This is a genomic window from Burkholderia sp. B10, from assembly GCF_004368385.1.
Taxonomy (GTDB): Bacteria; Pseudomonadota; Gammaproteobacteria; order Burkholderiales; family Burkholderiaceae; genus Burkholderia; species Burkholderia vietnamiensis.
The window spans coordinates 1-20,073 of sequence record NZ_PQMX01000094.1 but is presented as its reverse complement, the minus strand read 5'-3'; the positions used below and the strand labels follow the sequence as shown (position 1 = coordinate 20,073).

General features: G+C 68.6%; 17 protein-coding genes and 1 pseudogene. 12 read left to right on the top strand and 6 right to left on the bottom strand.

Annotated features, from left to right (window positions below; genetic code table 11):
- The 5 genes from C3Y15_RS28470 to C3Y15_RS28450 all read left to right on the top strand — a co-directional run.
- On the top strand, positions 1–1,290 hold a 1,290-nt coding region (locus C3Y15_RS28470; protein ID WP_134206906.1), incomplete at its 5' end, for an APC family permease.
- Positions 1,291–1,344: 54 nt separating this feature from the next.
- Positions 1,345–2,742 carry an aspartate aminotransferase family protein gene (locus C3Y15_RS28465; RefSeq protein WP_034194422.1) on the top strand — a complete coding sequence of 466 codons (1,398 nt, stop codon included), beginning with the start codon at positions 1,345–1,347 and terminating at the stop codon, positions 2,740–2,742.
- Positions 2,743–2,778: 36 nt separating this feature from the next.
- Entirely contained in the window at positions 2,779–4,203 is a 1,425-nt protein-coding gene (locus C3Y15_RS28460; RefSeq protein ID WP_124260283.1) for an aldehyde dehydrogenase family protein, read from the top strand.
- Positions 4,203–5,705, top strand: coding sequence for a M81 family metallopeptidase (locus tag C3Y15_RS28455; protein ID WP_124260282.1), 1,503 nt, complete (start codon positions 4,203–4,205; stop codon positions 5,703–5,705). The genes C3Y15_RS28460 and C3Y15_RS28455 overlap by 1 nt, the downstream gene beginning before the upstream one ends.
- A gap of 114 nt (positions 5,706–5,819) precedes the next feature.
- Positions 5,820–7,007: a beta-propeller fold lactonase family protein gene (locus tag C3Y15_RS28450; protein ID WP_124260281.1), complete on the top strand. Its 1,188-nt coding sequence runs from the start codon at positions 5,820–5,822 to the stop codon at positions 7,005–7,007.
- Between the two features lie 207 nt (positions 7,008–7,214).
- Here the strand turns inward: C3Y15_RS28450 and C3Y15_RS32585 are convergent, their stop codons facing one another.
- Positions 7,215–7,349, bottom strand: a complete 135-nt coding sequence (locus C3Y15_RS32585; RefSeq protein ID WP_011880630.1) for a hypothetical protein — start codon at positions 7,347–7,349, stop codon at positions 7,215–7,217.
- Between the two features lie 325 nt (positions 7,350–7,674).
- On the opposite strand from C3Y15_RS32585, the gene C3Y15_RS28440 reads away from it, so the two are divergent.
- Together C3Y15_RS28440 and C3Y15_RS28435 are read left to right on the top strand one after the other, a co-directional pair.
- A complete protein-coding gene (locus tag C3Y15_RS28440) occupies positions 7,675–8,106 on the top strand; it encodes a hypothetical protein (RefSeq protein WP_124260280.1) in 432 nt (143 codons plus the stop codon).
- Positions 8,107–8,184: 78 nt separating this feature from the next.
- On the top strand, positions 8,185–8,997 hold the full coding sequence (locus C3Y15_RS28435; RefSeq protein WP_045579888.1) for an alpha/beta hydrolase: 813 nt from the start codon (positions 8,185–8,187) through the stop codon (positions 8,995–8,997).
- Positions 8,998–9,087: 90 nt separating this feature from the next.
- Here the strand turns inward: C3Y15_RS28435 and C3Y15_RS28430 are convergent, their stop codons facing one another.
- Positions 9,088–10,029: a dihydrodipicolinate synthase family protein gene (locus C3Y15_RS28430; RefSeq protein ID WP_014726259.1), complete on the bottom strand. Its 942-nt coding sequence runs from the start codon at positions 10,027–10,029 to the stop codon at positions 9,088–9,090.
- Positions 10,030–10,554: 525 nt separating this feature from the next.
- On the opposite strand from C3Y15_RS28430, the gene C3Y15_RS28425 reads away from it, so the two are divergent.
- On the top strand, positions 10,555–11,235 hold the full coding sequence (locus C3Y15_RS28425; RefSeq protein WP_011880625.1) for a GntR family transcriptional regulator: 681 nt from the start codon (positions 10,555–10,557) through the stop codon (positions 11,233–11,235).
- Positions 11,236–11,353: 118 nt separating this feature from the next.
- Here C3Y15_RS28425 and C3Y15_RS32450 read toward each other — a convergent pair whose 3' ends face one another.
- The gene (locus tag C3Y15_RS32450; protein WP_124260279.1) at positions 11,354–11,548 is read right to left on the bottom strand and encodes a hypothetical protein; all 195 of its coding nucleotides are present in this window, start codon (positions 11,546–11,548) and stop codon (positions 11,354–11,356) included.
- Positions 11,549–12,126: 578 nt separating this feature from the next.
- On the opposite strand from C3Y15_RS32450, the gene C3Y15_RS28415 reads away from it, so the two are divergent.
- The 4 genes from C3Y15_RS28415 (at position 12,127) to C3Y15_RS28400 (ending at position 16,306) form a co-directional block, all read left to right on the top strand.
- Positions 12,127–13,113 (top strand): TRAP transporter substrate-binding protein, encoded by a 987-nt coding sequence (locus tag C3Y15_RS28415; RefSeq protein WP_011880623.1) that lies wholly within the window; start codon positions 12,127–12,129, stop codon positions 13,111–13,113.
- The gene (locus C3Y15_RS28410) at positions 13,110–13,679 is read left to right on the top strand and encodes a TRAP transporter small permease (RefSeq protein ID WP_045579886.1); all 570 of its coding nucleotides are present in this window, start codon (positions 13,110–13,112) and stop codon (positions 13,677–13,679) included. The genes C3Y15_RS28415 and C3Y15_RS28410 overlap by 4 nt, the downstream gene beginning before the upstream one ends.
- 4 nt (positions 13,680–13,683) lie before the next feature.
- Complete coding sequence (locus C3Y15_RS28405; protein ID WP_011880621.1) at positions 13,684–15,036, top strand: TRAP transporter large permease; 1,353 nt, start codon at positions 13,684–13,686, stop codon at positions 15,034–15,036.
- 445 nt (positions 15,037–15,481) lie between these two features.
- Positions 15,482–16,306, top strand: coding sequence for an alpha/beta fold hydrolase (locus tag C3Y15_RS28400; RefSeq protein ID WP_124260278.1), 825 nt, complete (start codon positions 15,482–15,484; stop codon positions 16,304–16,306).
- Positions 16,307–16,393: 87 nt separating this feature from the next.
- Here C3Y15_RS28400 and proP read toward each other — a convergent pair whose 3' ends face one another.
- The 3 genes and pseudogenes from proP to C3Y15_RS28385 all read right to left on the bottom strand — a co-directional run.
- On the bottom strand, positions 16,394–17,863 hold the full coding sequence (proP, locus tag C3Y15_RS28395; protein WP_124260277.1) for a glycine betaine/L-proline transporter ProP: 1,470 nt from the start codon (positions 17,861–17,863) through the stop codon (positions 16,394–16,396).
- 518 nt (positions 17,864–18,381) lie between these two features.
- Positions 18,382–19,449: a porin gene (locus C3Y15_RS28390; protein WP_059453362.1), complete on the bottom strand. Its 1,068-nt coding sequence runs from the start codon at positions 19,447–19,449 to the stop codon at positions 18,382–18,384.
- A 226-nt stretch (positions 19,450–19,675) separates the two neighbouring features.
- A pseudogene (locus C3Y15_RS28385) lies at positions 19,676–20,073 on the bottom strand (acetyl-coenzyme A synthetase); the annotation flags it as partial.

Sequence of the window (20,073 nt, the reverse complement as noted above, 5' to 3'; positions counted from 1 at the left end):
GCGCTCGGCCTGTTCGCGCTGGTGATCTTCGGCCTCGCGTACATGCTGCCGATGACGGTGTTCACGACTTACGGAATCGTCACACGCGAGACCAACGGACATCTGACGATCGCGTACGCGGTCACGCTCGTCGCGATGCTGCTGACCGCGCGCAGCTACGGCCACATGGTGCGGCTGATGCCGAGCGCCGGTTCCGCCTACACGTTCGCGAGCCGCAACTTCGGCACGTCGGCGGGCTTCATGGTCGGCTGGGCGTTGCTGATGGACTATCTGTTCATTCCGATGATCAGCTACCTCGCGATCGGCATCTACATGAAGCAGCTGTTCCCCGCGGTGCCGGCCAGCGTGTGGATCGTCGCGAGCATCGTGCTGGTGACGGGGTTGAACATCGTCGGCATCCGGCTCGTCAACCGCGTGAACCTGATCCTGATCGCGAGCCAGCTCGTGTTCATCGCGGTGTTCGTCGCGGCCGCGGCGCATGTCGCGGCCGGCGCGGGGCTGGAGCCGGCGCTCGCGCTGCCGGCGTATGGCGATGCGCACGCGATCTTCGCCGGTTCCGCGATCCTGTGCCTGTCGTTCCTCGGCTTCGATGCGGTATCGACGCTGTCGGAGGAAACCCGCGAGCCGCGCCGCACGGTGCCGCGCGCGATCCTGCTGTGCACGCTCGCGAGCGGGCTGCTGTTCATGCTGATCGCGTATGCGGGGCAGGTCGTGTTTCCCGACTGGCATGCGTTCAAGGATCTCGATTCGGCCAGCTTCGAACTGATGCGGCGCATCGGCGGCGGCGCGTTGTCCGCGCTGTTCGTCGCGGTCTACGTGGCCGGCTGCTTCGCTAGCGCGATGGCCGGTCAGGCGAGCGTGACGCGCGTGCTGTTCGCGATGGGCCGCGACCGCGTGCTGCCCGAGCGCGTGTTCGGGCAACTGCATGCGCGGCTGCGCACGCCGGTGCGCGCGACGCTCGCGGTCGGCGCCGTGTCGCTGTCGGCGCTGTTCATCACGCTCGATCTCGCGTCGACGATGATCAGCTTCGGCGCGCTCGTCGCGTTCGCGGTCGTGAACCTGTGCGTGATGCGCAGCTACCTGGTGCGCCCGGAACACCGCCGCGTCGCCGGCTGGATCGGGTACGGCGTGCTGCCGGCGCTCGGCTTCGCGATGAACGTGTGGCTGTGGTCGGGCCTGTCGCGCCAGACCTTCTACGTCGGCCTCGGCTGGCTCGCGCTCGGGTTCTGCCAGCTGCTGTGGCTCACGCGCGGCTTCACGCGGCCGGCGCCGACGTTGTCGATGAACTGAACGGCCGCGCGGCTCGCCGCCGCCGGTTTCGCAACCCTGAAGGAGGAATGACCCATGAACGGTATCGACGTCGGTCTCGAAGCGGACCTGCAGGCGCTCGGCAAGCGCCATCTGCTGATGCACTTCACGCACGCCGATGCGTATCGCGACCAGGCGCTGACGGTATTCGACCGCGGCGAAGGCTGCTGGCTCGTCGACCGCAACGGCAAGCGCTACTTCGACGGGCTCGCCGGGCTGTATTGCGTGCAGCTCGGCTACAGCCACGGCGCCGAGATCGGCGACGCGATGCGCGAGCAGATGGGGCGGCTGCCGTTCGCCACCAACTGGGGTTACGGCCACGAACCGGCGATCCGGCTCGCGCACAAGCTGGCGACGCTCGCGCCGGACGGCCTGAACCGCGTGTTCTTCACGTCGAGCGGCTCCGAGTCGAACGAGTCGGCGATCAAGCTGGTGCGCCAGTATCACCAGGCGCGCGGCGAGCCGCAGCGGCGCAAGTTCATCGCGCGGCGCGTCGCGTATCACGGCACGTCGTTCGGTGCGCTCGCGTTGAACGGGATGACCAACTTCCGCAAGCATTTCGAGCCGCTGATGGCGGGCGTGCGGCACGTGAGCAACACGAAGCGCTACGGGCGGCCGGACGGCGAGACGGAAGCGCAGTTCACGCGCCATCTGCTCGACGAGATCGAATCGCTGATCGTGCAGGAAGGGCCGGACACCGTCGCCGCGATCGTCGTCGAGCCGCTGCAGAACGCGGGCGGCAGCCTGACGCCGCCGGCCGGCTATGCGCAAGGGCTGCGCGCGCTGTGCGACCGGCATGGCGTGTTGCTCGTCGCCGATGAAGTGATCTGCGGGTTCGGCCGTCTCGGGGAATGGTTCGGCTCGACGCGCTACGGGCTGCAGCCGGACCTGATCACGTTCGCGAAGGGGATCGCGTCGGGCTACGTGCCGCTCGGCGGGGTGATCGCGAGCGACGCGGTCGTCGATACGGTGCTCGCCGGCCCGCAGCAGATGTTCCTGCACGGTGCGACCTACGGCGGCCATCCGGTCGCGTGCACGGCCGCGCTCGCGAACCTCGCGATCATGGAGCGCGAACGCGTGCTCGAGAACGTCGGCGACAACCAGGCCGTATTCCGGCGCACGCTCGACGGGTTGCTCGAGCTGCCGTGCGTCGGCGACGTGCGCGGCGACGGCTACCACTATTCGCTCGAGCTCGTCACCGACAAGGCCGCGCGCCGCTGGGCCGCGGGCATCGGCGCGCAGGCGTTCGTGTCGACGCTGCTCGCGCCGGCGATCTTCGAAGCGGGCTTGCTGTGCCGCGCGGGCGTCGACCACGAAGGCACGCCGATCGTGCAGTTCTCGCCGCCGCTCGTGATGTCGCGCGATGAGATAGTCTGGTTCGTCGCGAAGATTCGCGACATCCTCGCCGACACCTATGCGCGCGCGATGCGCTGACGGCGGCGCCCGCTATTGCTGACCCAGGAGCATTCGATGCGAACCTCAGAACAGAGCTATATCGCCGGGCAGTGGCTCGACCCGGCCGACGCGCGCGCCATCGACGTGATCGATCCCGCGACCGCGCGACCGTATGCACGGCTCGCGATCGGCAGTGCGGCCGACGTCGACCGCGCGGTCGACGCGGCGAAGCAGGCGTTCGACGCCTACTCGCGCTGGAGCGTCGACGCGCGCGTCGCGCTGCTGCAGCGCGTGCTCGACATCTATCAGCGGCGCTACGAGGAAGTCGCGCGCACGATCAGCCAGGAGATGGGCGCGCCGCTCGCGTTCGCGCGCGCGGCGCAGGCCGCGGTCGGGACCGCACACCTCGAGCAGACGATCCGCGCGCTGCGCGCGTTCCGGTTCAGCACGCAGGTCGATTCGCTGCTCGTGTCGCACGAGCCGATCGGCGTATGCGCGCTGATCACGCCGTGGAACTGGCCGATCAACCAGATCGTGTGCAAGGTCGCGCCGGCGCTCGCGGCCGGCTGCACGATGGTGCTCAAGCCGAGCGAGATCGCGCCGTTCAGCGCGATCCTGTTCGCCGAGATCCTCGATGAAGCCGGCGTGCCGCCCGGCGTATTCAACCTCGTGCACGGCTACGGACACGAGGTCGGCGATGCGCTGTCGCGGCATCCGGACGTCGACATGGTGTCGTTCACCGGCTCGACGCGTGCGGGCGTCGAGGTCGCGAAGGCCGCGGCCGATACCGTGAAGCGCGTGCACCAGGAACTCGGCAGCAAGAGTCCGAACCTGATCCTGCCCGATGCGGACATCGACGCCGCCGTGACGCTCGGCGCGCGCAGCTGCTTCAGCAACAGCGGGCAATCGTGCAACGCGCCGACGCGGATGTTCGTGCACGTCGATCAGCTGGCCGCGGCCGAGGCGGCGGCGCGCCGGGAGGCCGCGCGCACCGTCGTGGGCGATCCGCGCTCGCCTGAGACGGAGATCGGGCCGGTCGTCAGCCGCACGCAGTTCGACCGGATCCAGCAGCTGATCCAGCGCGGCATCGAGGAAGGCGCGACGCTCGTCGCCGGCGGGCTCGGGCGGCCCGACGGGCTCGGCGACGGCTTCTACGTGAAGCCGACGGTGTTCTCGAACGTGACGCCGGACATGACGATCGCACGCGAGGAGATCTTCGGGCCGGTGCTGTCGATCCTGACCTACCGGACCGAAGACGAAGCGGTCGCGCTCGCGAACGATTCGGTCTACGGGCTCGCGGCGTACGTGCAGACGAAGGACCTTGAGCGCGCGCGCCGCATCGCCGCGCGGCTGCGCGTGGGCAACGTGCACATCAACTATCCGGCGTGGAACCCGGCCGCGCCGTTCGGCGGTTACAAGCGTTCGGGCAACGGGCGCGAGTATGCGGAGTTCGGCCTCGTCGAATACCTGGAAACGAAGGGCACGACGGGGTACGCGTGATGAAAATCCTGATCGCCCGGATGAACCACGAGACGAATACGTTCTCGCCGGTGCCGACGCCGCTCGCCGCGTTCGGCCGCAACGGCCCTGACTGGGGCGACGACGCGTATCGCACGAACCGCGGGATGCGCACGGCGATGGCCGCATTCATCGACGCGGCCGAGCGCGCCGGCGCGCAGATCGTCACGCCGGTGTCGGCGGCGGCGAACCCGAGCGGGCCGGTCGCGGCCGACGCTTATGCGGCGATCTGCGACGCGATCGTCGCCGCGGCGCCCGGTTGCGACGCGGTGATGCTCGATCTGCACGGCGCGATGGTCGCCGAGCAGAGCGCGGACGGCGAAGGCGACCTGCTCGCGCGCGTGCGCGCCTTGCTGCCCGCCGCGCCGATCGCGGTCGCGCTCGACCTGCACGCGAACGTCACGCAGAAGATGATCGACCACGCGGACGTGATCGTCAGTTTCAAGACCTATCCGCACGTCGACATGTACGAAACCGGCGAGCACGCGGCGCGTTTGCTGCTCGATCGACTGCATGGCCGTGCGCGGCCGGTGCTCGCGTGGCGGCAGCCGCCGCTGCTGACGTCGACGCTGCGCAGCGCGAGCGCCGAAGGCGCGATGCGGCGCGCGCTCGAAGCCGCGCGCGCGGCCGAGGCGGACGGGATGCTCGCGGTGTCGGTGCTGGCGGGCTTCTCGCTCGCGGACATCCCCGCGCCGTGCGTGAGCGTCGTCGTGGTCGGCGACGGTGATCGCGCGGCGGCCGACGCGGTGGCCGAACGCATTGCGCGGCAGATCTGGGACGCGCGCGACGCGTTCGTGTATCGCAGCGCGCCGCTCGCCGAATCGGTCGCGCAGGCCGCGGCGCTCGCGCGCGGCGCAGACCGGCCGGTGCTGATGCTCGATCACGGCGACAACTGCATGTCGGGCGGCCCGTGCGACACGATGGACCTGCTGGAGGCCGCGCTCGCGCAAGGGCTCGACGGGATCGTCAGCGGGCCGCTGTGCGACCCCGACGCGGTCGCCGCGCTGATCGATGCGGGCGTCGGCGCGACCGTCACGCTGCCGATCGGCAACCGGATGCCGTCGCATGGCGGCGCGCGGCGCACGCCGTTTCGCGCGACCGGCGTCGTGCGCGCGATCACCGACGGCGAATACGTGATCACCGGGCCGACCTATACGGGCCAGCGCGCCTACATGGGCCGCGCCGCCGTGCTCGATATCGGCGTCGCGACGCTGGTGGTGACCGAGCGCACGCACGAGCCGTGGGATCTCGGCGTGTTCGAGAGCGTCGGCATCGATCCGCGCCGGGCACGCTTTCTGCTGCTGAAGTCGCGCATGTATTGCCGGCCGGTGTTCGTGCCGATCGCGGCCGCGCTCGTCGAATGCGACAGCCGCGGCCTGACCGGGTCGGACTACGCGCTGTTCCGCTACGAGCGCCTCGCGCGGCCCGTGTATCCGCTCGATGGCGTCGACCGGTGGGACGGCGCGGGGCCGCGCAGCGCGTGAGAACCGGCGCGCACGGCGGCGCGCGCCTTCATGCATCATGCGATTGCACCGGCCCGTCGAGCAGCTGGGTCGCGCGCATCCTTGCGTCTGCAACCGACCGGAGAACCGAACGCCATGCATTCGAAACGCTTCCACCTTCGTCGCGCCCGCCTGCTCGCCGCGTTGACGCTCGCCACGACCGCCGTCGCCGCGCATGCGGCCGACTGGATCGTGTCAGGCAACGACGGCAAGTACCAGCGCATCGACGGGCGCGACACCTATCTCGCGTCGCCGCCCGCTGACACGCTGACGCTGCTCGACGCCAGCGTGTTTCCGCCCAAGATCGCGTTGCAGGTGGACGTCGAGAACGGCATCCAGGGGCCGCCGCAGGCGGTGGCGATCACGCCTGACGCGAAGCTCGCGCTGGTCGGTGCGCCCACGCGTTACGACCCGGCCGCGAAGCAGCTCGCGTACGACACGTTCGTGCAGGTCGTGACGCTTGACGCATCGCCGCCGACGATCGCGCGCATCGAGCTCGGCACGCATCCGCAGGGTATCGCGATCGACCGGTCGGGCCGGCTCGCGCTGGTCGCGAACGTCGACGGCAGCGTGTCGATCCTGCGGATCGACGGCACGCAGGTCACGCTCGACGGCAGCCTGAAGATCGGCAAGAAGCGCCTCGCCGGGATCAGCTTCACGCACGACGGCAAGCATGCGCTCGTGTCGCTGCGCGACGAGCAGGGCGTCGCGGTGCTGAACGTCGACGACGGCAAGGTGACCGACAGCGGCACGCGGCTGAGCACCGGCGTCGCGCCGTACACGATCGACGTGTCGAGCGACGATCGCTGGGCCGTCGTCAGCAACGTCGGCCTCGCGGGGCTGCCCGGCTATACGGGCACGCTCGCGGGCGACGCCGATTCGGTTGCGCTGATCGACGTGTCGCACACGCCGTTTCGCACGGTGCAGTACCTGACGGTGCCGTCGCTGCCGGAAGGCGTCGCGATCTCGCCGAACGGCAAATGGATCGCCGTGCAGGCGATGGACGGCTCGAACCTGACGCCCGACAATCCCGGCCGCCACAAGCGCGGCAAGGTCGTGCTGTTCGAGATCCGCGCCGGCCGCGCGGTGCAGACGAGCGAGGCGCCGGGCGGCGAAGCCGCGCAGGGCATCGCGTTCACCGCGGACAGCCGGCACGTGATCGTGCAGTTCAACGTCGAGCGGCAGCTCGCGCTGTATGCGGTGGAAGGCGGCAAGCTGCGCGATACGGGCACGCGCATCGCGCTGTCGAGCGGGCCGTCGTCGCTGCGGACCTTGCCGCGTTGAACGGGGTAGCGTGCGGCGGGCGATGCGCCCGCCTGCGCGCGCACGCGGGCCGCACGGCACGGCAGCCGGTTCGAGCGGCGCGCGTTCCACGGGCTGAGACGGGCTGCGAAGGGCTGGGGCCGGCGCGTCGTCCGGCGATGAAGCTGTCGGTCAGCGCGTCACGCCGGGTCGACGCGCATCTCGGCGCACGCCGACCTCCCGCCGCCGCTACGGACGCAGCAGATCGAATCCGCCGAACACGACCACGCCGCTGAGCGCGATCATCGCAAGCGAATGCTGGCCGAAATACAGGATCGCGGCGGCGAGCCAAGTCGTCAGGCAGAAGGCGCCGATGCGGGCCATCGTGGATTCCTCGTGATACGTGATGAAGGGGGCGTAACCGTCGCCGTGCCGTGGAGGCGCTTGCTGCCGCTCGCGTGGCGCGACGCCGCCGATGCGCGCGATACGGCGGGCTTCGATACGCGGTTGCGGGCCGGCTGCGGCGAGACGCAATCGAGCGGCGGTCCGGCGGAAGGCAGGACTCGAATTTTACCAGCGTACCCGGCGCGTCTGTCTGGCCCCTTTGCGCCGCGCGGCTAAAGTTTGGTACGACGAATGCCGTTATCCGCTTGCAAGGTATTCGCCTGTTCAATCGACGGCAATCGCCGACCCACTACGGACCGACACAATGCAGATCGAACCTTCTTCCACCGCGCAAACCCCGCTTGCGGCTTCCACGCCGACGGCCAACTCGACGGCTGCCGGGACATCGTCGCCGACGGGCGGCGCGACGGCTGCCACTGCCGGCGCCGCGCCGGCCAACGGCGGTCAGGCGTCGAGCGCATCGGCGTCGTCGTCGTCGTCCGAGGATCCCGCGGTCAAGCAACTGAAACAGCTGATCGAGCGCCTGCAGAAACAGCTCGCGCAGATTCAGCAACAAATGGCGACCGTCGCGCAGCGCGCGAAGAACGATCCCGCCGCAGCCACCGAGCAGCAGTCGCTCGGCGCACAAGCGAGCACGATCTCCGCTGCGCTGTCGACGGCGATCGCGCAGCTCGCGCAGGCTATCCAGAAGTCATCCGGATCGACGTCGGGCTCGCTGGTGTCGACGCAGGCCTGAATGCGTCGCGCGCCGCGCCGACGCGCGGCTTCGCGCATTAGAATCGCAAGCTCGTCTCTCCCCAAGGACGGCACCACGATGAGCGCGCACTTCACCGACGACGATCTCGTCCGTTTCGAAGAGCAGGGCGGGCCGCCGCTGCCCGCGGCCGACGCCGAAGGATGGCTCGACCATGACGGCGCGCGCATCTGGCACGCGTCGTTCGGAGATGGGCCGCCCGTCGTGCTGCTGCACGGCGGCCTCGGCCACGGCGGCAACTGGGGCCACCAGGTGCCGGCGCTGCTCGCGGCCGGCTACCGCGCGATCGTGATCGACAGCCGCGGCCACGGCCGCAGCACGCGCGATGCGCGCCCCTATTCGTACGAATGCATGGCATCCGACGTGCGCGCGGTACTCGACGCGCTGCGCATCGAGCGCGCGCGCTTCGTCGGCTGGAGCGATGGCGCATGCGTCGCGCTGGTGCTGGCCGCGCGCACGCCGCAGCGGGCGGCGGGCGTCTTCTTCTTCGCGTGCAACATGGATCCGAGCGGGACGAAGGAATTCGTGCCGAGCCCGTTGATCGACCGCTGCTTCGCGCGGCACCGCAAGGACTACGCACGCCTGTCGGCGACGCCCGGCGACTTCGACGCGTTCGTCGCGGCCGTCAGCGAAATGATGCGCACGCAACCGAATTACGGCGCGTCCGAGCTTGCGGCGATCACGGTGCCGGTCGCGATCGTGCAGGGTGAGCACGACGAGTTCATCCGCGCCGAACATGCGGCATACCTCGCGCACACGATTCCGGGCGCGACGCTGACGCTTCTCTCTGGCGTCAGCCACTTCGCGCCGCTGCAGCGGCCGGCGCGCTTCAATGCGGCGATGCTCGCGTTTCTCGAGCGCACGGCCGGCTGACACGGGCGGCGGCGCTTCATCCCCGCGCCAATGAAAAAGCCACGGAACGGGCCGTGGCTTGCTTCGATCGCCGAACCAGCGGCGCCCGACTTACGCGATCGTCTTCGACCAGTTCGCGTACCAGTTGCGGAACAGCGTGTACTGCGCTTCAGCGTAGTTGCGTTGCGCGTCGCTCAGCGCATCGGTTTCGTTGAAGTGCAGCGTGTATTCCGTGTCGCCGTTCAGCACCATCAGGTGCTTGTAGAACAGCACGAGGTCGCAGCCTTCGTCGAACGACGACAGCACGGCGAGCGCCGCTTCGAGTTCCTTCGCGCGCACGCGCGCCACGGCGTCGCCCTGCGCGGCCTTCTTGCACAGGTCGACGAGCTGCAGCACTTCGCGCGGCAGCGCATTGCCGATGCCGGTGATCGCGCCGGCCGCACCGCAATTGACGAAGCCGTGGAACACCTGCGTGTCGACGCCGGCCATCAGCGTGACGTTTGCGTCTTGCGACGTGATGTTTTCGGCCGCATAGCGCATGTCGGCGGCGCCGCCGAATTCCTTGAAGCCGATCAGGTTCGGATGCTCGCGGCGCAGTTCGAAGAACAGGTCGGCGCGCGTCGCGAAGCCGTAGTACGGGCTGTTGTAGATCACCGCAGGCAGGTTCGGCGCGGCCTTCAGGATCGCGGAGAAGTGCGCCTTCTGCGCGGCCGGCGATGCGCCGCGCGACAGCACGCGCGGAATCACCATCAGCCCGTGCGCGCCGACCTTCGCCGCGTGAGCGGCGTGCGAGACGGCTTCCTTCGAATTCACCGCGCCCGTGCCGACGATGGTCGGCACGCCGGCTGCGACCAGCCGCGCGACGCCTTCCTGACGTTGCGCTTCGGTCAGCAGCGGCCAGTCGCCCATCGAGCCGCAGTACACCACCGCGCGCATGCCCAGCGCCACCAGCTCCTTGCCCTTCTTCACCAGCGCGTCGAAATCCGGCTGACGCTCGGCGGTACACGGCGTCATCAGGGCCGGAATGGTGCCGGTGAAAATGTTCTCGCTCATCTCGTTTCCTCACATTCAGATAGGTGAACTGCCATTGCTGGCAACCTGGGCGGTACGCGTGCGCGCCGGATCGTGGGGCTTCGCCCGATCCGGACCGTGGCCGGCCGCCTCTCGTTCGCGTCGGTGCCGAAACGGTGCCTCCCGTTTCGCCCGAGAGTCAGCCATCGACGAGTGCATTCTAGTGAGTTCGGATATTTTATACAATATAAAATAAAAAGGGCGTGAGGAAGGGAAGGGGAACGTGCTGGAAATGGGCGGGGGAATGGGCTGGAATGAGAGGGGAAGGGCGCGCGGAGCGTACCGGATCGCCTCCGCGCAAACCTTCACCGCGTGCGCCGGGATGCATGAAGTAAGCGCGCGGCCAGTCGGCATGCGACCGCCGCCAGCTGCATTCGGCGCGATTCGCCGAGCCGATCTGCCGGCCGCGTTGGCCGCTCCGCCGCTCTGCTACTATCGTAGAAAATATGCAATATTCACCGGCGCGTCGGCGCAAGCCTTGCCGCCATCCCTCGTCCGAACCGCAACATGAACGACAAACGCCCCGCCCTCGTCTACGCCACGCGTGCCGAGGCCGCCGCGAACGAACTGCGCCGTCGCATCCTGACCGGCGAGTACGTCGACGGCTACCAGCTTCGCCAGGACGCGCTGGCCACCGAGCTCGGGATCAGCCGCATCCCGCTGCGCGAAGCCCTCGTGCAGCTGGAAAGCGAAGGGCTCGTGAAAATCCTGCCGCACAAGGGCGCGATCGTCTCCGAGCTGTCGCCCGAGGACATCACCGAGCTGTTCGAGCTGCGCGCGCTGCTCGAGCCCGTGCTGCTGAAAAAGTCGATTCCGAAGCTCACGGCGGAAGACTTCGCGCGGCTCGACGCGATCCTCGACGAATACAGCGCGGTGCTGCACGCGAGCCAGTCCGGCCGCTGGGGCGAGCTGAACACCGAACTGCATCAACTGCTGCTGTCGCGGGCCGAGCAGCCGAAGACGGCCGCGATCGTCGCATCGCTGCTGCAGCAGACCGATCGCTACACGCGCGTTCAGCTGTCGCTGTCGGAGGCCGCGCGCGACGTGGCCGAGTCCGAGCATGCGGAACTGGTCGCGCTGTGCCGCAAGGGCGATGGGCGCGCTGCGGCGTCGCTGCTGAAGCGCCACATCGAGCACGCGGGCGGCGAACTGAACGCGTTCCTGCGCGAACGACGCCTAGGCCGCTGAAGCAGCCGCGCACGGTCCGCGCAGCGGGGCCGCGAACGCGGCATGGACGCGCCGCGCTCGTCTCCCGCAGCGCTCCCACAGCGCATCGGCGCAGCCTGATGCGTATGGGGGATGCCGCCTAGCCGCCGCCGATTCCCTGCAACACCTTGCCGGTGCCGCCGCATACCGTGCATGGCTGGCCTTCCACCATCCCTGTGCCGCGACATACACCGCATAGATCGTCGCCGACACCGGGCGTATCGGGCGGCCCTTCGTCCCCAGGATTCAACGGCGCGTCCTGACGCTGTCCCGCCGACGGTCGACTCGTCTGCATCGCATACCTCCTCGTGTGTTTGCTGTATCGCCCCGCCGCATCGTGCGTGCCCGCCGTGACGAAGTGGGGTACGGTGGCCGGCGCGCTTGCCGAAAGCCGCGCCGATACGCGCATCGGCAACGCTTGCGCTGGCATCCGCCGCGGCTCCCGACGCAGACGGCGTCGCGGCGTCATTACAACGGGGGAGCCGAACGCATTCGGCTGGCGCGGTGCGGACAAGATCGAGCACGTAAAGCCTTCAAGTAGTCAGTCATCGGACAACTAGAAAATAGCCAAGTCGGCTACCCGGCATCCCGGCCAGCACGGTGCCGACTTCCAATACCGGCGCCTGTTCGGAAAACGTTTCGCTAACCGGGCGCTTCACGTAGAAACGTTTTCCCCCAATCTCCTCAAAAAAACCCCGGACTACTCCGCTTATACGGGTATGCACCAAGTGAGTTAAACGATTAACCGACGTACATTCGCTTCCACACGTCATACAACGTATGACTCAAGTTAAACGCAGGCCGTGTACCGAAAGCGGGCGGAGGTCGCCCGGCGCGCCGCCGAACAACGAGCAACCAGCAAGGAGACTGACGATGAAGCACCGATTCACCCGCTCCCGTACCGCCGTGGCCGTCGCGCTGATGGCAGGCTTCGCCGTATCCGCGCACGCGCGCGTGTTCCGCTCGGCGGACGTGCATGGCGACAACTTCCCGACCAACATGGCGGTCAAGTACATGGGCGACGAGCTGTCGAAGCTCACGGGCGGCAAGGACTCGATCAAGGTGTTCGGCAACAGCGCGCTCGGCTCGGAGAAGGACACGGTCGACCAGGTGCGGATCGGCGCGATCGACATGGCGCGCGTGAACGGCGCCTCGTTCAACGAGATCGTGCCCGAGTCGCTGATCCCGTCGTTCCCGTTCCTGTTCCGCGACGTCGACCATTTCCGCAAGGCGATGTACGGTCCCGCCGGCCAGAAGATCCTCGACGCGTTCGCGGCGAAGGGCATGATCGCGCTGACGTTCTACGAGAGCGGCGCGCGCTCGATCTACGCGAAGCGCCCGGTGCGCTCGCCGGCCGACATGAAGGGCTTGAAGGTGCGCGTGCAACCGTCTGACCTGATGGTCGACGAGATCAAGGCAATGGGCGGCACGCCCACGCCGATGCCGTTCGCCGAGGTGTACACGGGCCTGAAGACGGGCCTCGTCGATGCGGCGGAAAACAATCTGCCGTCGTACGAGGAAACCAAGCACTTCGAAGTCGCGCCCGACTACTCGGAGACGCAGCACGCGATGACGCCCGAAGTGCTGGTGTTCTCGAAGAAGATCTGGGACACGCTGTCGCCGCAGGAGCAGGCCGCGATCAAGAAGGCCGCGGCGGATTCGGTGCCGTACTACCAGAAGCTGTGGACCGCGCGCGAGGCGTCCGCGCAGCAGACGGTGACGAAGGGCGGCGCGAAGATCGTACCGGCCGCGCAGATCGATCGCGCGGCGTTCGTGAAGGCGATGCAGCCGCTGTGGGCCAAGTATGAAAAGACCCCGCAGATGAAGCAGATCGTCGACGAGATCGAGGCCACCAAGTGACCCGTCGCACTTCACCGAATGGCGCCGCGGCCGTCGGCTCGCCCGATGCGCGCGGCGGCGCGGCGCCGTGCCGTGCGCGCGCGACGCCGCTGCTGCACTGCGCGAACGACCTGCTGTTCCGCGCGCTCGCGGTGATCGCGTCGCTGTGTCTCGCGGCGCTCACGGTGCTGGTGTTCTACGCGGTCGTGATGCGCTACGTGTTCGAGAACGCGCCCGATTTCGTCGAGCCGATCGCGTTGCTGCTGGTGATCGTCATCGCGATGTTCGGCGCGGCGATGAAGGTGCGCGACGGCGGCCACATCGGCCTCGATTCGCTCGTGCAGCGCCTGCCGCCGAAGGGGCGCACCGTCGTGATCGCGATCCAGCATCTGTGCCTGATCGCGTTCGCGATCGCGATCATCGCCGGCTGCGGCAGCATGGCGGCCGAGACGATGGGCGACCGCATTCCGATCATCGGGTTGCCCGAAGGCGTGCGCTATCTGATCACGATTCCCGCAGCGATCGCCATCATCCTTTTCTCGCTCGAGCACCTGCTCGCGCTCCGTCGTTCTTCGTCGGGACATTAACGCCATGGAACTCGCGATCCTGTCCGTCAGTTTTCTGATTTTCCTCGTGCTCGGCGTGCCCGTGTCGTTCGCGCTCGGCATCGCATGCGTGCTGACCTACCTCGTCGAAGGGCTGCCGATCGCCACCGCGATGCAGTCGATGATCTCGGGGATGAACGCGTTCTCGTTCCTCGCGGTGCCGTTCTTCATCTTTTCCGGCGAACTGATGCTGCACGGCGGCATCGCCGACCGGATCCTGCGCTTCGCGCAGGCGACCGTCGGTCATTTTCGCGGCGGCCTCGGGATGGCCAACGTCGTCGCCTGTACGCTGTTCGGCGGCGTGTCGGGCTCGCCGACCGCCGACACGTCGGCGATGGGCGGCGTGGTGATCCCGTTGATGAAGCGCGAGGGCTACAGCGCGGCGTACGCGGTCAACGTGACGACCCACGCGTCGCTTGCCGGCGCGCTGATGCCGACGTCGACCAACATGATCATCTACGCGTTCGCCGCGCAGGGGATCACCGGGATGCTGCACGGCCAGCAGGTGAGCGGCGTGTCGATCGGCGACCTGCTGTTTTCGGGGCTGCTGCCGGTGCTGTGGGTGATGGGCTTCGTGCTCGCCGCCGCGTACTGGCAGGCCGTGCGTCACGGCTATCCGCGCCGCGAGGACGGCTCGTCCGCGCTGCCCGCGTTCCCCGGCTGGTATGCGGTGCTGCGCAGCTTCGTCGGCGCGGTGCCCGGCCTGATGGTGATCGCGATCATCCTCGTGTGCGTCGCGAAGGGGATCGCCACCGCGACCGAAGCGGCGGCCATCGCGGTCGTGTACTCGCTCGTGCTGACCGCGCTCGTCTATCGCACGCTGACCGTCGAGAAGCTGCGGCGCGCGCTGTCGCATGCGGCGCGCACGACGGGCGTCGTGCTGCTGCTGATCGCCGTGTCGAACATGCTGCGCTTCCAGATGTCGTATCTGGAGATCCCGGATGCGATCGAAGGGCTGCTCAAGCAGTCGACCGCCGCGCCGTGGCTGATGCTGCTGTACATCAACGTCATCCAGGTGTTCCTCGGCACCTTCGTCGACATGGCCGCACACATCCTGATCACGACTCCGCTGTTCCTGCCGATCGCGATGGCCTGCGGCGTCGGGCCCGTGCAGTTCGGCATCATGCTGCTGCTGAACTGCTCGCTCGGCCTCGTGCATCCGCCGATCGGCTCGGTGCAGTTCGTCGGCTGCGCGATCGGCAACGTGTCGATCGGCGAGACGACCAAGATGGCGTGGCCGTATTACCTCGCGATCTTCAGCGCGATCAACATCGTCACGTACATGCCGTTCTTCTCCACCTGGCTGCCGAGCCTGATCAGCGGGCACGCGGTGTTCTGAGTACCGGCATCGGGCTGCGCGGCGCCGGACGATCGAGGTCGTCCGGCGCCGCGATCGCGTTAACGGCTTCTTTCTTCGTGGCCGGTTTGCGGCGTGCGCGTGCCGCGCGTTGTGCATGCAAATAACCGACGCTGGACCACGCATGCGTCGTTCGCCGAACAGGCCGGTGCGCACACGCGCCTGGTCCGCGTGCCCGGTTCGATGCGGGCCGCGCGATCTTTTCGGACTGCGCGCCGCGCTGAACGCGGCCCGACGCCCGCTTTCCCGGGCCTTGGATCCAGTACCGCATGCGAGCGCGCCACCGCCGCCGCGACGCGCCACACACGTCGCCTGCAGCGCCCGCCGAGCTGTGCGATCATGCGCGGCGCCGCGTTGCTGGCAACGCGTCAGTGAATCAGCGCGCGCTTGCGCGCCGCTGCCCATCGTCGTCATACCCGGAGGCCCGATGCTCACCCGCACCATCCACGGCAGCACGCTGCATTACCACGATCACGGCGCCGGCTTCCCGGTGCTGCTCGGACACAGCTATCTGTGGGACGCGGCGATGTGGGCGCCGCAGATCGACGCGCTGTCGCGCCGGTATCGCGTGATCGTGCCCGACCTGTGGGGGCATGGCGCATCGGGTCCGCTGCCGGCCGGCACGCAGACGCTCGACGATCTCGCCGCGCATGCGAGCGCGTTGCTCGACGCGCTCGAGATTGAGCAATGCGCGGTGGTCGGCCTGAGCGTCGGCGGGATGTGGGGCGCGCGGCTCGCGTTGCGCGAACCGCAGCGCGTGCGCTCGCTCGTGTTGATGGACGCGTCGCTCGAGGCCGAGCCCGACGCGACGCGGCTGCGCTACTTCGGGATGCTCGATGCGATCGCCGCCGCCGGCAAGATTGTGCCGCCGCTACTCGATGCGATCGTGCCGCTGTTCTTCCGCCCGGACGCGAATCAGTCGGACCCGGTGCCGAGCGCGTTTCGCGCCGCACTCGCCGGCCTGCCTGCCGACCGGCTGCGCGAGTCGATCGTCCCGCTCGGCCGGCTGATTTTCGGGCGTCCGGACACGCTGGCCGCACTCGGCGACCTTGATGCCGCGCGCACGCTGCTGATGTGCGGCGCCGGCGACATGGCGCGGCCGCCGTCGGAGACGGAGAAGATGGCAGGCGTGATCGGCTGCCGTCACGTGCTGGTGCCGGACGCCGGCCACATCTCGAACCTCGAGAATCCCGCCTTCGTCACGCGCACGCTGCTCGACTGGTTCGACGAGCAGAAGCTCGCCTCGGCTTGAGCGGCACGCGGCGTTGCGTGACGCCGCTGCGGCTGGGACTGCGCGACGGATGTGCCGCGCGTCCGGCACATCGCGTGCGTCACACGATCAAGCGCGTTCGCCGATCGGCGTGAGCTTGCGTTCGCGCCCGCCGACCTCGCCGGCGCCGCGGCGGATCAGCTCCTGCGCCTCGGCGCGGCTGCCCACGCACGGCGTGGAGCCCGGCAGCGGCCGCCGCGCGCTCTCGCGCAGCGCGAGCACCGACACGATGCCGATGAACGACGCGCCCATCAGGTAGTACGCCGGCATCATCAGGTCGCCGGTGCGATCGACGAGCCATGCGGTGACGAGAGGCGTCGTGCCGCCGAACAGCGACACCGACACGTTGAAGCCGATCGCGAGCGCGCCGTAGCGGATCCGCGTCGGGAACAGCGCGGGCAGCGCCGACGGCATCACGCCGGTGAAGGTCGACAGCAGCGTGCCGTAGATCAGCATCCCGCCGAACACCTGCAGCATGCCGCCGGTGCGGATCAGCATCAGCGCCGGCACCGACAGCACGAGCAGGCCGACGCAGCCGAACATCATCACCGGTTTGCGGCCGATGCGGTCGGACAGATGCCCGGCATAGAGCGTCATCGGCATCATCAGCAGCATCACGATCAGCACCATGAACAGCCCGTGCGTCTCGTTGAAGTGCAGCGTGGCCGACAGATAGTTCGGCAGGTACGACAGCGCCATGTAGTCGGTCACGTTGAAGATCAGCACGAGGCCGACGCACTGGAGCAGCGGCCGCCACTGTTCGACGAGCAGCGTGCCGAACGACTGCTTCGGGCGCGCGCGTTCGTCTGCTTCGCGCGCCAGCGCTTCCTTCTTGAACGCGGGCGTTTCCTCGAGCTTGATCCGGATGTACAGACCGACGAGGCCGAGCGGCCCCGCGATGAAGAACGGCACGCGCCAGCCCCACGACAGCAGCGCGTCGTGCGACAGCGTCGCCGTCAGCAGCGCGACGGTGGCCGCGCCGAGCGTATAGCCGATCAGCGTGCCGAATTCGAGGAAGCTGCCCATGAAGCCGCGGCGCTTGTCGGTCGAGAACTCGGCGATGAAGGTGGCGGCGCCGCCGTATTCGCCGCCGGTGGAGAAGCCCTGCACGAGGCGGGCGACGAGCAGCAGCACGGGCGCCATGATGCCGATCGACGCGTAGCTGGGGATCAGGCCGATCGCGAAAGTGCCGACGGCCATCATGATCATGGTGGCGGCGAGCACGCGCTGGCGGCCGATGCGGTCGCCGAGCGGGCCGAACACCATGCCGCCGAGCGGGCGCACGACGAACGCGGCCGCGAACGTGCCGAAGGTGGCGAGCAGCTGCGCGGACGGGCTGCTCGACGGGAAGAACACCTTGCCGAGCGTAACGGCGATGTAGCTGTAGACGCCGAAGTCGAACCATTCCATCGCATTGCCGAACGCCATCGCGCCGACCGCGCGCGTCAGGATGGCGCGGTCCACGATCGTGATGTCGTCGAGCTTGAGGGCCTGGCGCGAAGACCGGGTTTTCGCGGAGTGCGCGTGCGGTGAACTCAATGAACGCTCCTGGAAGGGGCCTTCGCAGCGGGCCGGCGGCAGCGCGGCGGGACGGACGCGGCAGCGTCGGCGGCGAGGGCGGTTGCCTCGGGATCGCCACGATGCCGTGACGCGGCGTGACGCGCGCGACACGCGACACGGGGCAGGTGGCTGTGTGCTGGCGTGCACCAGTGTAGAGAAATGGAGCGTGCGGACTATCGGCGATGCGCCCGGAAATCGGTCGTAAACGACACGCATCGCGCAGCCGCGCGATGTGCGCTGCAACACCGGGCGGCGTCGGTCGACGCGGTGGGCCGTGAGGCGGGGCGGTCTATACAGGGCCTTCTTGGGGGCACGCGGCGCGTGGTAACGCGTGGCAATGCGTGGTATCGCGTGCGCGAGCGGAGCGGATCGCACCCTCGATACGCGCCGACGTTCGCGCCGGCGTCGGCGCCTGCGGTCGCATGCCGACCTCGACGCCAGATGATTCGGACTGCCAATGCAGAACGGCGGCGCTGCCGCCGCCGCCGTTGCCTGCATCAGAACATGTGCCGGATCCCGACGTTCGCGCCGACGGTCGTGCCGTTGACCGCGTAAAGCGCGTTGGTGATGCCGAGCCCGGTGTTCATCGCGCCGTGGTTGTTGACCATCGCGACCTGGGCATACAACGCGGTCGCCTTCGACAGGCTGTACGTCGAGCCGACGGCGGCGAGCAGCGAGTGGTTGGCCGTGTCGTTGCGATCGCTCGTGAACCACACGCCGCCGTTCAGGTCGACCGTCGGCGTCGCCTGGTAGTCGAGGCCGCCGCCGTACACGTTGTTGCTGAACGACCCGGCGACCTTGTAGCTGGCGAACGACGCCTTCGCGGTGACGGGGCCGAACCGGTACGCGGCGCCGATCGTGCGGCCGACGAACGCGACGGTGCTGGCGGTGGGCGTCGGGTTGGTGCCGTCGTTGCCGTTGTAGAAGCCGGCGTTGATCATGAAGCCGCCGTGCTCGTACTTGAGGCTCGCGGAGTACTGACGTCCCGCCTGAAAATCGCCGGCCTTGCCGCCGAACGCGAACATCGCGCTGCCGGTGAGGCCGGCGATCGTCGGGCTCGTGTACGACACGGCGTTCGGGTTGAACAGGCCGGTCACCAGCACGTTGTCGACGTAGTTGACGAGCCCGCTGCCGAAGTGCGAGAAGCTGCGCGGGTCCGAATCGAAGATCGCGAGCAGGAACGGCGAATACTGGACGCCGGCCTTGACCGTGCCGAACGCGCCGTCGAGTCCGACCCACGCCTGACGGCCGAAGATGTTGCCGTTCGAATGCGCGAATGCGCCGTTGGTGACGGCAAAGCCGCTTTCGAGTTGGAACTTCGCCTTCAGGCCGCCGCCGAGATCCTCGGTGCCGGTCATCCCGAACGTCGTCGGCGTCATGCCGGTATCGGCCATCGAGAACTGATGGCCTGCGTTTGCGCCGGTGGCGCTATCGAGCGTCTTGCTCGTGTACAGCAACGCGGCGTCGAGGTTGCCGTACAGCGTCACGCTGCTTTGGGCGAAGCCGCTGGGGCTGGCAAGCGCGCCTGCGAGCGCGGCGCAGCCGATCACGATCCTGCTTTTCATCGGGGTGTCTCCAGTGTTGTTGTACGTCCATGCATCGAACAGGAAAGGCGCCGGACGGCCGCGCAGCGGTGTCCGTCGCCCGGGCCGCGCACGCGGGATGGGGCGCGGGGACGCAGGTGCGCGGCCGGGTGGCGGCTGCGCGTCGCGCGTTCGCGGCGGGGATGGGCGCCGGAACGTGCGTGCGTCGCGGAGGTCGGGTGGGGCCGGCCGGTGCCGGCCCCGTCATTCAGAGCGACAGGCCGAGCTGCTCGAGAATCGCCGGATTCTCGAGCGTGGAGGTGTCCTGCGTAATCGCCTCGCCCTTCGCGAGCGAGCGCAGCAGGCGCCGCATGATCTTGCCCGAGCGCGTCTTCGGCAGGTTGTCGCCGAAACGGATGTCCTTCGGCTTCGCGATCGGCCCAATCTGCTTGCCGACCCAGTCGCGCAGCGCCTTGGCCAGCGCCGCGGCCTCGTCGCCTTCAGGGCGCGAGCGCTTGAGCACCACGAACGCGACCACCGCCTCGCCCGTCGTGTCGTCCGGCCGGCCGACCACGGCCGCTTCCGCCACCAGCTCGTGCGACACCAGCGCCGACTCGATCTCCATCGTGCCGAGCCGGTGGCCCGACACGTTCAGCACGTCGTCGA